Source organism: Streptomyces sp. NPDC002588, from assembly GCF_040295925.1.
GTDB lineage: Bacteria > Actinomycetota > Actinomycetes > Streptomycetales > Streptomycetaceae > Streptomyces.
Genome location: NZ_JBEOWF010000012.1, coordinates 1 through 14,211, shown reverse-complemented (window position 1 = coordinate 14,211; position 14,211 = coordinate 1). Strand labels below are relative to the sequence as shown.

The 14,211-nt window shown below is 73.7% G+C and carries 11 protein-coding genes; 7 read left to right on the top strand and 4 right to left on the bottom strand.

From position 1 onward, the window contains the following. Position 1 precedes the first annotated feature (1 nt). Positions 2–784 carry a hypothetical protein gene (locus tag ABT057_RS15535; protein ID WP_352343457.1) on the top strand — a complete coding sequence of 261 codons (783 nt, stop codon included), beginning with the start codon at positions 2–4 and terminating at the stop codon, positions 782–784. 54 nt (positions 785–838) lie between these two features. Here ABT057_RS15535 and ABT057_RS15530 read toward each other — a convergent pair whose 3' ends face one another. The 3 genes from ABT057_RS15530 to ABT057_RS15520 form a co-directional block, all read right to left on the bottom strand. Beyond that, a complete protein-coding gene (locus ABT057_RS15530; RefSeq protein WP_352343456.1) occupies positions 839–1,021 on the bottom strand; it encodes a hypothetical protein in 183 nt (60 codons plus the stop codon). A 77-nt stretch (positions 1,022–1,098) separates the two neighbouring features. Next, entirely contained in the window at positions 1,099–1,452 is a 354-nt protein-coding gene (locus ABT057_RS15525; protein ID WP_352343455.1) for a hypothetical protein, read from the bottom strand. A gap of 91 nt (positions 1,453–1,543) precedes the next feature. Continuing rightward, positions 1,544–2,524 carry a LuxR C-terminal-related transcriptional regulator gene (locus ABT057_RS15520; protein WP_352343454.1) on the bottom strand — a complete coding sequence of 327 codons (981 nt, stop codon included), beginning with the start codon at positions 2,522–2,524 and terminating at the stop codon, positions 1,544–1,546. A gap of 409 nt (positions 2,525–2,933) precedes the next feature. Between ABT057_RS15520 and ABT057_RS15515 the strand changes: the two genes are divergently transcribed. The 3 genes from ABT057_RS15515 to ABT057_RS15505 all read left to right on the top strand — a co-directional run bounded on the left by ABT057_RS15515 (position 2,934) and on the right by ABT057_RS15505 (position 6,770). Further along, on the top strand, positions 2,934–3,413 hold the full coding sequence (locus tag ABT057_RS15515; RefSeq protein WP_352343453.1) for an NUDIX hydrolase: 480 nt from the start codon (positions 2,934–2,936) through the stop codon (positions 3,411–3,413). A gap of 230 nt (positions 3,414–3,643) precedes the next feature. Continuing rightward, positions 3,644–5,422 (top strand): TIGR03767 family metallophosphoesterase, encoded by a 1,779-nt coding sequence (locus tag ABT057_RS15510; protein ID WP_352343452.1) that lies wholly within the window; start codon positions 3,644–3,646, stop codon positions 5,420–5,422. Positions 5,423–5,588: 166 nt separating this feature from the next. Next, positions 5,589–6,770, top strand: coding sequence for a glycosyltransferase (locus tag ABT057_RS15505; protein WP_352343696.1), 1,182 nt, complete (start codon positions 5,589–5,591; stop codon positions 6,768–6,770). Positions 6,771–6,862: 92 nt separating this feature from the next. Here ABT057_RS15505 and ABT057_RS15500 read toward each other — a convergent pair whose 3' ends face one another. Further along, on the bottom strand, positions 6,863–7,930 hold the full coding sequence (locus ABT057_RS15500) for a hypothetical protein (RefSeq protein WP_352343450.1): 1,068 nt from the start codon (positions 7,928–7,930) through the stop codon (positions 6,863–6,865). Positions 7,931–8,248: 318 nt separating this feature from the next. Here ABT057_RS15500 and ABT057_RS15495 point away from each other — a divergent pair, with 318 nt between their 5' ends. The 3 genes from ABT057_RS15495 (at position 8,249) to ABT057_RS15485 (ending at position 14,065) form a co-directional block, all read left to right on the top strand. Further along, positions 8,249–8,596 carry an SCO4225 family membrane protein gene (locus ABT057_RS15495; RefSeq protein WP_352343448.1) on the top strand — a complete coding sequence of 116 codons (348 nt, stop codon included), beginning with the start codon at positions 8,249–8,251 and terminating at the stop codon, positions 8,594–8,596. Positions 8,597–9,484: 888 nt separating this feature from the next. Further along, the gene (locus ABT057_RS15490; protein ID WP_352343447.1) at positions 9,485–12,439 is read left to right on the top strand and encodes an AAA family ATPase; all 2,955 of its coding nucleotides are present in this window, start codon (positions 9,485–9,487) and stop codon (positions 12,437–12,439) included. Between the two features lie 285 nt (positions 12,440–12,724). Next, positions 12,725–14,065 (top strand): class I SAM-dependent methyltransferase, encoded by a 1,341-nt coding sequence (locus ABT057_RS15485; RefSeq protein ID WP_352343446.1) that lies wholly within the window; start codon positions 12,725–12,727, stop codon positions 14,063–14,065. Positions 14,066–14,211 lie beyond the last annotated feature (146 nt).

Genomic DNA, 14,211 nt, shown 5'->3' with positions numbered 1-14,211 from the left:
CATGCCCGGACAGGACCGGGACGGGTCCGAGGAGTACGGCGGGACGTACGGCGAGGAGCACGCCGGGGAGTACGGCGGTATGGACGCGCTGATGGCCGCCGTCACCGGTGAGTCCCTTCCCGAGGAGGCCCTCGCCGACCGCGCCTACCTGGCCGCCCACCGCTCCGCGACCGCCGACGTGGCGCTGCTGCGGGAGCAGTTGCGCGTGATCGCGGACGCCCTGACGGAGCCGGGGGAGGAACCCGCCTCCGCCGTCGTACGGCCGCTGCGGCGGTCCCGGCGGCGTGTCCTGCCGTACGCGCTGCGCGCCGTGGGCGTCGCCGCCGCGAGTGCGCTGGTCGTCGGGACCGGGTGGCTGGTCGTCCGGTCGGGCGGGGCGGTGTCCGACTCGGGGGCGGGCAGCAGCGCCGACAAGGCGGCGCCCGGCGACAGCGCCGCCGAGGGGGCAGGCGGCCTCCTCGGCGATCCCGGCTGGCTCGCGTGTGCTCGGCTGGTCGTCGAGGGCGATGTGACGGGGGTCGTCCCGGTGTCCGGCGGGGGCGAGGAGCGGGTGACCCTGCGGGTGACCCGCTCGTACAAGCCGGAGAAGAGCCCGGGGACGGTCGACTTCGTACTGGCGGAGGACGCGGATCCGCCGGTGGGGGAGGGCGATCACATCCTGGTCGGTGTTCCGCGGGGGGCCGCCGGGCCCGATGTGTGGGTGGTCGGCGAGGACGGCATCGCCGCCGGGCGGGCGGCGCTCACCGATGCCCTGCCCCGGGCGGACGGCGCCGGCTGCGAATGAGTGAGGGGCGGGCGTCCACCCGGGCGCCCGCCCCTCACATTCCGCGTTACGCGGTCAGTCCTGCGAGTCCCACACCCAGCTGCCGGTGTCGGTGCCGACCACCTCGGCCACGACGTGCCGGGATCCGTCGTGCGAGTGTTCGGTGGGGAGGTTGAGGGCCAGCGGCAGCGCCAGCGTCGCGAGGGCTGCCACGGTGCCGAGGACGGTCCGGACGGCTCGACCGGTGATGTGTCTCATTCTCTGCCTCTGCAATTCTCGAAGCCGAAGCGGCGATCGTGTGCCTGGACCGATCATCAGCTGTGGTCGTACCCGTGTCAGCGGATTCCGGTGGCCTCTGGCGGACATGGCATCGTCATGCCACTCAGGTAGCGGTCCGGACGGCAGTCGCCCAGCACCCAGTCCGGCAGCAGGCCCGGCAGGCTCAGCCACCACTCCCAGCCGTCGCGGGCCCGGTCCAGCGCCTCGTCGAGACTCGCGGCCTCGACGAACGTCATCCCCACCAGACGCCGGCCCCACCGGGCCAGGGTGACATGCGCGATGCCCGGTCGCGGGGCCGTTCTGGTGTACCGCGCGACGGCGTCCAGCCGCTGGTCGCTGAGCGGGAGAGCGGGGGGACCGGGCCCGTCGGGGGTGGTCGGCGAGTGGAGAACGACCTTGACTGCGTACACCCGCCGACCTTAGGCGGCGGACCTGCCCGGGGCCGTGCCGTCCGTGTGTCAGCCCCCGGTCATGGCAGCGAGCGGCCAGCGCCGCGCGGGGTCACAGCCAGCCGCGCCGCACCGCCTCGGCGCCCGCCTGGAAGCGGCTCTGCACCCCGAGGCGTCTTTGCAGGTCGGCGGTGTTGCGCCGGACCGTGCGCAACGAGACGCCCATCTTGCGGGCGATGCCCTCGTCGGTGAGTCCGGCGGCGAGCATCTTCAGCAGGGCCGTCTCCCGGTCGGTCGGCGCGTCCTCGGGGGTGCTCTGCGGTGCGGCGCCGAGCGGGACCGCGCTCTCCCAGACCGTGTCGAACAGCTCCTCCAGCGCCCGGACCATCCCCGGGTACCGGATCAGCAGGGCGCCCTGCCGGCTGTCGTCGGCGTCGATGGGGATCACGGCCGCCGAGTGGTCGGAGAGGATCATCCGCATCGGCAGGGCGGGGACGGTGCGGGTCTCGCCGCCGAGGGAGGCGAGCCAGGTCGCGTACTCGACGGTCGCCGGGTCGTTGCGCACGCTGTCCAGGTAGACGGTGCGCATCCGCACGCCGCGTGCGAGGTTCTGCGCGTCCAGCGGCCGGCCCGCCTCCAGGGCGGCGGCGCTGAGCGCCCCGCCGGGCACGAAGGTGCGTACCTCGACGGCGGCCTGGTGGGCGAGTTCCATGAGCCGTACCCGTACCGCGTCGACGCCCTCCAGCCGTTCGACACCGCTGTCGGCGCGGGTGGCGGCGAGGGCGGCGTAGTCCGAGGCGAGCGCGGCCAGCGCGGCGCGTTCCTGTGTCAGACGGGCCCGCTGCTCGTCGAGCTCGGCCTCCCTGCGCAGCAGCAACGGGGAGAGGACGACCTCGGGGCTGGCCGGGACGAACTGGTGGTCGGCGGCCTCGTGCAGCAGGGACAGCTGGGTGAGGACGTCGAGCGCCGAGCGGACGCCGGCGGTGGGGAGGCCGGTCTCGCGGGCGATGTCCTCGAGGGTCCACGAGGGGTGCAGCAGCAGGGACCGGTAGACGTCATGTGCCGGCCGGTCGATGCCGACGGTCTCCAGCATGGTTCCCCCTGCGATGCCGGTGACGGGTGTGGCCCGTGATTACTGGTGAGTTCGTTGAGCCGACGGTAGTCGATCCTCCGTTTGCGTGTTCGCATATTCAAGTGTTCGGGTTGCAGGGGGAGTTCGGCTGGCATTTCCCGGCCATGGCCACGGGGTGCCAGCCGGCGGGACGCCACGGGGCCGGTGGCGGGCCTACTGTCGACAACGCCCGGGCAATAACCGGACAACTCCCGGCAAGGGGCCGCTCGCCGGGCGATCCGATGCCGGACGGTGCCGCCGCGGGGGGCGGCATCGCCCGGCATCGCGCAGGACGAAAGGGTGGGCCCTTCGGGGGAGCCCGCCCCTTTCCCCGTTCCCGGCGCCGTGAAATGCCTTCGCCCCCGGCCGGTCCGGCCGGTAACGTCGGCGTGTGCGCCAGAAGTTGAGGGTGGCGGCCTACGCCGTTGTCGTCCGGGACGACCGGATCCTGCTCGCCCGATCCCCCGTGCCCGGCGGCACCGGCCACGAGTGGGTGCTGCCCGGCGGCGGCATGGACCACGGCGAGGATCCCCTCGACACCGTCGTGCGCGAACTCGACGAGGAGACCGGCTACCGCATCGAGGTCACCGGACTGCTCGGTCTCGACTCCTCCCGCCATGTGCTCCCCGGGGAGGGTCTGCGCGGCCCGGTCGACCACCAGGGGCTGCGCATCGTCTACGAGGGCCGGGTCGTCGGCGGCGAACTCCGCAACGAGGTGAACGGCTCCACCGACCTCGCCGACTGGCACGACCTGGCCGCGGTGCCCGCGCTGACCCGGGTGCGGCTGGTCGACATCGCGCTGAAGCTGTGGCGGGAACGGCCGGTGGACGGCCGGGCGTTCGTACCGCCGGAGGCAGCCCGGGAGGGGTAGCCCCTACCCGCAGAGATGAACACGGAGTGACGGGCTCCGGGACGTCCGAGGAGCAGTCGCGGTCCGGCCAGGGGCCCCTAGATCCACGTACAGTGATCGGCGCTCCACGTTGCGCGGGCGTTCACGTGCAGGCCATTCCGGGTGTCGAGCATCCGATACGAGCGGGGCGTTCGCGGTTGCGACCGGCCCGCGTCCACTGTCGACGCGTTCGCACTCGGGGAGATCGCGCCATGTCGCGCTCACGCTCTGTCACGTCCTCCGCGCTGGGGGTCGACCGTCGTACCGTCCTCGCCGCCACCGCGGCCGTCTCCGTCTCCGCGGGCGTCGGTTACGCCCTGCGGCCCACCGAAAGCGCGGCCGCGGCCGTGCAGCCCCCGGCCCCGGCCCGGGAGGCCGCCGCCGCAGCCGAGCCGTCCGCCGCCGCGGCCGCGCCCTCCGTCGCGCCCCTGGCCCCCTACACCAAGGGCACCACCCTCGCCTCCGTCGCCGCCCCGCGCTCCGGTTCCGGCTACCGCCGCCTCGGCAGTGCCGCCGGCTGGCAGCGCGTCGTCCGCGGCGACCTCGCCGCCCCCAGGTCCGGGCGTGCCGGGCGCCGTACGACCCTCGCCGTGTTCGTCCAGCTCACCGATCTGCACCTGATCGACAGCCAGCACCCGCTGCGTCTGGAGTACCTGCGCTCCGCGGACCCGGCCGCCTGGCGGCCGCACGAGGCGCTGACCGTGCAGGGCGCGGTGTCGCTGATCGAGCGGGTCAACTCGCTGCGGGCCGCCCCCGTGACCGGCTCCCCGCTGGACTTCGTGATCACCACCGGCGACAACACCGACAACAACTCCCACACCGAACTGGAGTGGTACCTGAAGGTGATGAGCGGCGGCCGCATCACCCCCAACTCCGGTGACCCGCGCCGCTACGAGGGCGTCCTCAGCAGCGGCATCCCGCTGTACTGGCAGCCCGACTCGGCCTCCCGCGACGGCTACAAGCAGCGCGGCTTCCCGCACCTGGACGGCTTCCTCGCAGCCGCGATCCGGGAGGTGCGGAGCCCCGGCCTGGCCCTGCCCTGGTACTCCACGGTCGGCAACCACGACGCGCTGCCGCTGGGCTGCTACGCGCACGGCGAGTCCTACCTCACCGAGTACGCGGTCGGCGGCCGCAAGCTCATGGAGCTCAGCGCCACCGAGGCGACGAGGCTCCAGCAGAGCATCGCCAAGGACAAGGACCCCCGGGGGACGGTCCTCCGCGACCTGCTGAAGTCCAGGACCCGGGCCATGCGCCCGGTCACCCCGGACGAGCGGCGCGCCCCCTTCACCCCCGCCGAGTACCTCAAGGCCCACCTGGACCCGGCGTACAAGGGACTGGGCCCGGTCGGTCACGGCTACACGGCCGGCAACCTGGCCGCGGGCACCCAGTACTACACCTTCCCCGTGGCCGACGACGTGATCGGCATCAGCCTCGACACCACCGACCCCGGCGGCCACTACAACGGCTCGATCGGCACCGCCCAGCTGAAGTGGCTGGACGCGACGCTGCGCGCCCACAAGGACTCGTACGCGATCGTCTTCAGCCACCACACCAGCGACAGCATGAAGAACACCCACACCGACCCCGCCCACCCGCGGGAGCGGCGGCACACCGGCGCCGAGCTGACGGACCTGCTGCTGAAGCACCGCAACGTCGCCGCGTGGGTGAACGGCCACATCCACCGCAATCACATCAAGGCGCACCACGGCTCGGCGGGCGGCTCCTTCTGGGAGGTCTCCACCGCCTCCCACGTGGACTTTCCGCAGCTCGCGCGGGTGATCGAGCTGGTCGACAACAAGGACGGCACCCTGTCGCTCCACACCACGCTCGTCGAGTCGGCCGCCCCGCACCGCACCGACTTCACCGATCTCTCCCAGACCGGTCTCGCGGCCCTCTACCGGGAGCTTTCGGCGAACACCCGCTCCGACGGGGACAAGCTGAGCGGCGACCCGGACGACCGCAACACCGAGCTGGTGCTGCAAAAGGGCTGAAACAGGCGGTGGCCCGTACGTCATCCAGGATGCGCGGACATGTGACGCCACGTTCACGCATGTGAAACGTCTGTACCGCCTCATATCGGCTAGCCCGCGCTGGACGGGGATGGCTGGATATCGGTGCAAGGCGGGTGATCGTGTGCGTACGGGACGCGGACTGCGGGTGCTGTCGGTCTACGAGGGTTTCTTCTCCGGAGGGGCCCGGATCGTGCACAGTGACGTGGTGCTGGGACTGCGGGAAGGCGGCCAGCACCACCGGGTGCTGAGCATCCACGGCGAGGTGCACCGCGAGGCCACCCGCCAGCGGATGGAGGACGACGCCTGTTACCAGGCGCTGACGGGCGCCGACGTGGGCGTCACCTCACTCGGCCGTACGTTCGGGATCGGCGGCACGGATCCGGCCGCCTTCAGCGGGCCGGAACTCGCCGACACCGCTCGGGCGACGGCCGACGCCGACGTCATCCTCTCCCTGAAGGAGCAGCCCCTCGCGCTGCTCCGGCAGGCGGGCCTGCCGCGCCGCCCGGTGGTGGTGTGCCTGCACCGCTCCGACCCGGAGAACCAGGGCCGCGCCCTGGACGACCTCAAGGGCGCGATCGCCGACGGCACGGTCGCGGCGGCCGTGTGCTGCGCCGAGTCGACCCGGGCGGCGTACGAGGCGGCGGGGGTTCCCGCGGCGCTGCTGCATGTGATCCCCAACGGCGTCGACCTGATCCGCTTCCGCCCCGACCCGGCGCGGCGCCTGGCGGTCCGCACCTCCCTCGGTGTCCCGGCCGGCGCCCCGGTGGTCGTCTTCGCGGCCCGCTACGACGGCATGAAGAACGTGCCCCTGTTCGTGGCGGCCGCCCGGAAGTGGCTGGACGCGGTGCCCGACGGGCACGTCCTGATGTGCGGGGCGGGGATGACGGCGGACAACCCGGGCCTCATGGCCGACCTCGCCGACGCCTTCGGCACGCGTGACCGGGGGCGCCTGCATCTGCTCGGCGTGCGGCGCGACATGGAGACCGTGTACGCGGGTGCCGACGTCGTGGCGCTGACCTCCTCCTGGGGCGAGGCGGCCCCGCTGTGTCTCATCGAGGGCATGATGTGCGGCGCGGTCCCGGTCGCCACGGATGTCGGGGACACCGCGGCCATCGTGGCCGGACACGGCATCGTGACCGCGCCGGACCCGGAGGAGATCGCGGACGCCTGGTCGGAGGCGGTGGCGAACCGGGACGCGTACGCCCCCGCGCTGGCCGCGAGCCGCGAACGCTTCAGCCGCACCCGGATGATCGCCTCGTACGCGGCCCTGATCGACCATGTCTACGCGGGCGACGCCGTGACGGTCGCCTCGCCCGAGGACGGCTGAGCGCGCCACAGGAGGAGGGGCCACCGGCCGCATGACCCCGGTGGCCCCTCCTCTCCCCTCCTGATCCCGCCCCCGGTCCGTCCGGTCCTTCACTACCGGGGCACCACGACGACGTACGCGGCCGGGTCCCGGTCCCCGGCGGCCATCAGGGCCGTGCGGATCACCGTCGCCTGCTGTTCCGTCGCGTCCCGCAGCTTCTTCGGGGTGATGTGGACGACCGTGATGCCCAGCCGCTCCAGGTGCTCGCGCTTGCGGGCGTACTCCGACCACACGGCGTCGTCGTCCTGCCGGTGGCGCTGACGGGGCGCGCGGGTGTCCAGTTCGACCGCCACCGCCTGCTCCGGCCAGTACGCGTCCAGGCCGCCCAGGTGCGGGCCGCCGGGCAGGCGGAGGTCCACGTTCCACACCGGGTCGGGCAGGCCGTACTCGCTCACCATCCGGTAGAGCCGGTCCTCGGCGATCGCGCGGCCCTCGGCCAGCAGCGAGTCCACCGCGTCCACCACGTGCGGCCGGCTCAGCAGTTTCGCCTCGTTCAACTCCCGTACGACGGCGGCCGGTTCGCAGTGACCCCCGCGCACCGCCTCCGACAGCAGCCGACGCACCGCGCCCGCGTCCGTGAGCCCGGCCACCGCGTCCGCCAGGGCCCGGGGGACGGGGGCCACCGGGAGGCCCGTGGCCTGCTCGGGGGTGGGCAGGCAGGCCGTGCGGATGATCTGGGCGCAGCCCGTCGAGCGCAGCCGGCGCAGCCGCGGCACCAGGACTCCGATCCGCTCCAGGGACAGCAGCGGGGGAGCGGAGGTGAAGCCGTGCAAGGTCAGGGCGGCCAGGCCTGTGATCATCGCGGCCGCGTACACCGGGTGGTGCGGGCCCTCGGCGTCCGGTTGTTGGGGCACCCCGGTCCCGGCCGGTGCCTCGCGGGCCGCGTACAGCAGGACCGCGTGCAGCCGCTCCTCGCTGGTCGGTGGTCCCGGGTGGAGCAGGTACACGCCCGGCAGGAGTTGCTGCCACGGGCCGCCGGCCCGGCAGTGCTCGTCGGTCTCGGCCGGGGAGACGCCGTGCGAGCGGAGCTGGGCCGCCGTCAGGACGCGGCGGTGGACGCCCTGGGGCAGGTGACGCAGGGGGCGGGGGGAGGCCGGGGGGAGCGGGGTGTTGTGGTTCATGACTCGGGGATTCCGCACTCGGTCCGCCCTTTAACCGCTGTTACACGCCCGTCGGCAAACCCGGACAAGATGGCACTAAAGGACAGGTGTTCGGATGCCGATAGGACGCGGAAACCCCTGGTCCGTACGGGGCGAATCTGGGGTTACGGGTATGACGGAACGAATTCCGTAACGGTCACCGGAGGCCTAAGTGTTGGCCATGGGTCTGCCCCTAAGGGCAATGTCCGCCGAGCGCTGCAACGCCTGGCCGCTTCCCTCTCGTCCTAGGGCGTGTTGCGCCCCAGGCGTCGTGCCCCTGCCAATGAATCGGAGAACAACGTGAGTTCCTCTCGCCGCAGCCGTACCGTGCTCGCCCTGGCCGTGAACAACTGGGTGTCCCGGGCCTACTTGGCGGCCGTGGCCCTCGCGGTCGGGATCGCCCTCTGCGAGGACGTGTTCACGAACCATTCCAACACCTCGATGTCCTACGTCGCGTCCTTGGTGCTGACCGCCCCGCTGAACGTACTGTTCGTCCCCGCGTTCGGCTGGCTCCCCACCGACACCGACGCCCCCTTCTACCTGGGCGTCGCGCTCGCCGCGCTGGTGAACGCCGTCGTCCTGGGCGCGGCCGTCCGCGCGGTCCGCAAGCGCCGACTGTCGTCGGCGCGCCCGGCGACCGGTGCCTGACCTCACCGAAGGGCCCTGAAGCGGCAGCCCGGGACGGACCACGTCTCTGCGCCGGTCGCCTCGGAGCCGGGGCGCACGCGCGGACCGACGGCGGCCGGTCGGCCCACCGCCAGGAGGACGAGCCGCGCGTACGTCCCCTCGCACATCGCGCCAGGTGAGCAGGGCCCGTAGCCCCGCCGCGAGGGCCGGCCCGGCGAACGACAGCCGGCCGTCCGGGCCCGCGGGCGTGTCGGGCCGGGCGAACCGGATCGGTCCGGCCGCGGCCGTGCCCAGGCGCAGTCCTTCTTCCGGCACCGGCAGGCCCAGCCGGCCGTTCAGGGCGTGTGTCGAAGGACCGTCCGGCTCTCGGGGCGGACGACGGTACTTTCGACCACGCCCTTGCTTTGTCAGGTCGCGCGCGTTCAGCGAGTCCCGCACCGACAGCACGGCCCGGGGTTCCCGTCGGCGTGCCCGGCGCCCGCGCCACGGCGTCCGCCGGCCGACCCAACCGCCCGGTGAGGACCGCGATGACGACCGTGGTGACGTCGGCCACGCCCCGCGGGCGGAAAAGCCGCAGCGGCAGCCCCAGGCCTCGGCGACGCGGCGCGGCCTGCCTTCGACGCCGTCCACGAGCAGCGCGTAGGGGGCCTGGCGGGCCGCCTCCGTCAGCGCCTCGCCCCGGACGGACAGCAGAGTCGTCTCGCCGTCGAGCTCACGTCGGCGGGGTCCGCGGCGCCCTCCCAAGCCGAGCCGCAGCATCCTGGCGCCCTCCTGGACCGCCGTCCGGCGCGCCTCCTCCCATGACCCCATGCCCCCCGATGACTCTCTCGCAGGGAGATGTGTCACAGCGCCCGGGCCGTTCGCTTCGTGGCGGAGTGATCATAATGTCTGCATACGAAGGGATCTCGGATGGTGGCCACGCGGCCGGACGGCGACGGACTGGTCCGCAGCGGAACGGCCGCGAGCGTGGACCGGACGAACGGCCGCCTCTTCGGCCGCGAGCGCGAGTCGGCCGAGATCCACGGTCTGCTGAGCGACCCGCACGGCCCGCGGCTGGTCCTGGTACGTGGCGAACGGGGCGTGGGACGCGGTGCGTTCGTCAGGGCCGTCGCCGATCGGCTGCGCGCCCAGGGGACCGTCGTGTCCTCGGTGGTGTGTGCCCCGGGCGACGGCGAACGGCCGCTGCTGCTGGCGCTGCGGCTGGTCATGGCACTTCAGGAGCACCGATCCGGCGTCGCCCGGCAGCCGGCGGGACAGCTGGTCACCCGGGCGCTGTCCGCCGTCGACCGAGGCGACCGGGCGGCGATGGACGAGCTGCTCGGCGCCGCGCTCGAACAGTCCGAGGAGTCCGAGGAGTCCGAACAGTCCGAGCAGGGTGCCCCGGAGGCGACGGGCCGACCCGTGACCGTGCTCGTCGACGACGCCCAGCACGCCGATGCCGAGTCGCTGGCCGTGCTGGGCCGGATCGAGGTCCCGCGGCTCGCGCCCGAGGTCCGGCTCGTGGTCTCGGCCGTGCGGCACGGCGAGCCGAGCGCGGGCGGAGCGGACGCGACGGGCCGAGCGGGCGGAACGGCCGGAGCGGCCGAGGCCGTGGAACGGCTGGCGGGCGTCCCGGGGGCCCGTACGGTCGTACTGTCCCGCCTCGGACCGGACGACACCGCCGCACTCGTGGCCCGGCGGCTGCGCGCGACTCCCGACGCCGCCCTGGTCCGGCGCGTGTGCGAGCTCACCCGCGGGCTCCCCGGGGCGGTCGACGCCCTGCTCACCGGCTGGACGTGCCGGGGCGAGATCCGGGTCGCCGACGGGCACGCCTTTCTCCTCGCGCGGACGCCGGTCCCGGTGCTGCCGGACGACGACCGGTTCGTCACGGCGCTGGACGCGCTCGGCGGGCCGTCCCGCGCGGTGGCCGCCGCGCTCACCGTCCTGTGGCCGCTCGGCCGGCCGGTCCGGGAGATGATCGCGGCGGAGACCGGACTGTCCGCCGAGGCCGTCGACGACGGCCTGCGCGGCCTGGTCGAGGAGGGGATCGTCGACGAACTGCCCGGCCCCGGGAACACCGCGGTGCGGGGCTGGACGTTCCGCCTGCCGCTGACGGCGCACACCGTCCTCGAACGGCTGCGGCCGATGGAACGCAGCCGGCTGTCCGCCGCCGCCGTGCAGGCACTGTGGGCGGCCCCGGACGCGGCGGACGCCCTGCTCGACGAGGCGGACGCGCGGAGCTATCTGCCGGACCGCATCGCGGACGCGGGCATACTCGTCGACCGGGACCGCGCGGTGGCCGAGCTGACGGCCGCCGCCGCACGGATCTACCCCGACCTCGAGGGCCTGGGGATGCTCCGCTGGTTCCGGGCCGCCGCCCAGCTGATCGAGCGGCCCGCCGCCCGCGATCTCGCCCTCCAGCGGTACGCCGGCGCCGCCTACGTGGCAGGCGACTACCCGACCGGGCGGACCATCGCGGAGGCGTTGCTGCGCAACCCGGGGGAGGCGCTGACCCCGCTGGCGCTGCAGCAGACCGCCTGCCTTCTGGTGGCGGCCACGGCCAACGAGATGAACTGGCCGACGTTGTCCCGGCAGGCGACGGCACCCTGGTGGGACGAGCTGCCGCTGCCCGCCCTCGCCAGGGTGACCGGACAGGGCCTGGCCCTGTGCCGGCTGGGGAGATGGGAGGAGGCGCTGGAGGTGTTCTCGGCGGCGGAAGCGGTGTGGAACACCGACCCGCACTCCCGCGCCAAGCCCGAGGTCTTCAGCGCCGCGGCGGAACTGGCGTTGGGCCGGCCGGAACGTTTCCGCCGAGCGATGGTCCAGCAGAAGGCGCCGGAGCTGCTCCCCGACATCGACTACGGGCTCGCCATGGCGATGTTCGACGAACTGGCCAACGCCTGGGACCTCAACGCGGCAACCGCACTGCTGGACTCGCGCGGGCTGACCGTCGACGTCCTGCCCCCGCTCAGCCGCTTCCTCTGGTGCCACCTCACGGGCCGGTGGGACGAGGCGATGGAGTCGGCCCGCCGGCTGCTGGCGAACAGCCAGGTCCAGGTGCCCGCGTCGGACAGCCAGTTGCTGCCCGCCCGCACCGCGGCCATCCTGCTCGCCCGGGGCCGGGTCACGACCGCCCTCCGGACACTGGAGAGCATGCGCGGCCCGGAGGGCGGCCCGCCGCAGTACTCGATGCACCTCGCCGAGGCGGAGGTGCTGCGCACCCTGGGTGACCTGGACGGTGCCGAGCGGGCCCTGCACCGCGGACTGGACGGGGCCGCGGTGCGCGGACAGGTCCACAACACCGAGGAACTGTGGGCCCTGCTCGCCGAGGTGCGGGCCGAGGCGGGGCACACCGCCGGGGCGGTGGTCTGTCTCGAGCGCCTGGGGCGGATCGCCGACCGGACCGGCGCCGGCCGGGCACGGCTGCGGCACCTGGTGGCCTCGGCGCTCGTCCTGCGACGGGACGACCCCGACACCGCGCGCGGGCACCTGCGCGAGGCGGTCGGCCTGGCCCGCTCCCGCGGCCTGCCCTTCGAGACGGCGACCACCCTCGTGGCGGCCGCCGAGGCGGGCGCGGCCCCCGCGACGCTGCTGCACGAGGCGTACGAGATCTTCGGCGCGGCCGGCGCCGGCCTGTGGCGCTTCCACACCAGGACCGCCCTGCGCGAGGCCGGGCTCACCGGCCCCGGCCGCAAGCAGGCCACCGCGGAGAACGAGCAGCTGTTGGCCACCCTGATCGCCGAAGGACTCACCAACCGTCAGATCGCCCGCGTACTGCGGCTCAGCGAGGACGCTGTCGCCCAGCGCCTGTCCCGGCTGTTCGCCCGCACCGGGCTGCGGTCGCGCACCGAGGTCGTCAACGCGGTGCGCACGGGCACGCTCTGACATGCCCCTTCGGCCCCGACCGGATGTACATGCGGATCGCGTCAGCTTTCCCTGTCCTTAACGGGTGAGGGCCCGAGCGGACCGGAGTGGCTGATCCCGCATGGCAGCATCGTGCTCCCGACCTTGTGGAACGCGCCCTGCTACGACGCCCCGCCTCGGGCGGCCGAGCGCGCAGCGCGCCTGTTTCCCTCCGTCGGCGGGCGACATCCCCGGTCGACCTCCCCATCGACACGACGAATTGACATACCCCGGGCCGGCCGCCCGGAGACGGGCGAAAGGAACCCCATGCCCGAAGCAGCAGTCGTCCTGGCCCGGTCCGCCCAGCAGCTGCTGGGCGCGCCCCTTCCCCTGCGGATCCGCGCGTGGGACGGCAGCGTGGCCGGACCGGCGGACGGCCCCGAACTCGTCCTGCGTGACCGCACCGCTCTGCGGCACCTGCTCTGGCAGCCCGACGACCTGGGCCTGGCCCGGGGCTGGGTCACCGGAGACCTGGACGTCCAGGGCGACCTGTACGAGGTGCTGGACCGCCTCTCGCGGGTGCTGTGGGACAAGGACGTCCGGCGCGGCACCGACGACGGCGGGGACGCCGGGGCGGGGCGCGCGGCCAGGGGCGCCGGGCGGGCGGTGGCGGCGATGTCCGCGCTGCGCGAGGTGCTGCCCCTGATCGGCAACCCGCTGCCGCCGCCGCGCCCCGCGGAGGAGGTTCCGCCCCGCCGGGGCCCGGCGCACACCCTGCGCCGGGACCGGGCCGCGATCAGCCACCACTACGACGTCGGCAACGACTTCTACGCCCTGATGCTGGGACCTTCCCTGGTCTACTCGTGCGCCTACTGGGAGGACGGGCCCGACGCGCCGGACGCGACCCTGGAAGCGGCGCAGGCCGCGAAACTCGAGCTGGTGTGCCGCAAACTCGCCCTCGAGAAGGGCGGGCGGCTGCTGGACGTGGGCTGCGGCTGGGGCTCGATGGCGCTGCACGCGGCCAAGCACCACGGGGTGGACGTGGTGGGCGTGACCATCTCCACCGAGCAGGCGTACGCGGCCCGCGAACGGGTCGCCGGGGCGGGGCTGTCCCACCGCATCGAGATCCGGGTGCAGGACTACCGGGAGATCACCGACGGCCCCTACGACGCGATCTCCTCGATCGGCATGGCCGAGCACGTGGGCACGGCCGGCTACCTCGAGTACGCCCTGGCGCTGCACGGCCTGCTGCGGCCGGGCGGTCGCCTACTCAACCACCAGATCGCCCGCCGCCCGGTCCCCGGTGAGAAGGACTACCGCCTCAACGGCTTCATCGACCGGTACGTCTTCCCCGACGGGGAGCTGTCGCCGGTGGGCGCGACCGTCGGACAGCTGGAGGAAGCCGGCTTCGAGGTCCGCGACGTCCAGGCGCTGCGCGAGCACTACGCCCTGACGCTGCGCGCCTGGGTGACCCGGCTGGAGAAGAACTGGGAGGAGGCGGTACGGCTCGTCGGACCGGCTCGGGCCCGGATCTGGCGGCTGTACATGGCGGCGTCGGCGGTCGGCTTCGAACGGAACACGATGGGCGTGAACCAGGTCCTGGCCGTCCGTGCGGCCGCCGACGGAACCTCCGGGATGCGCTGGTCCCGCAGCGGAGACCGATGGTGACACCGGTCCCCGCCCGCGTCCTCTCCCCGGCGGGCTCTCCAGGGCGGCCCTAAGGGCTGTCCCGTAATCCCCGGCGGGCGCGCGACGACAGCTACGGCACCTCGCCGCGTTGTCGGAACATCCGCATACATCCAGTATGCGGATGC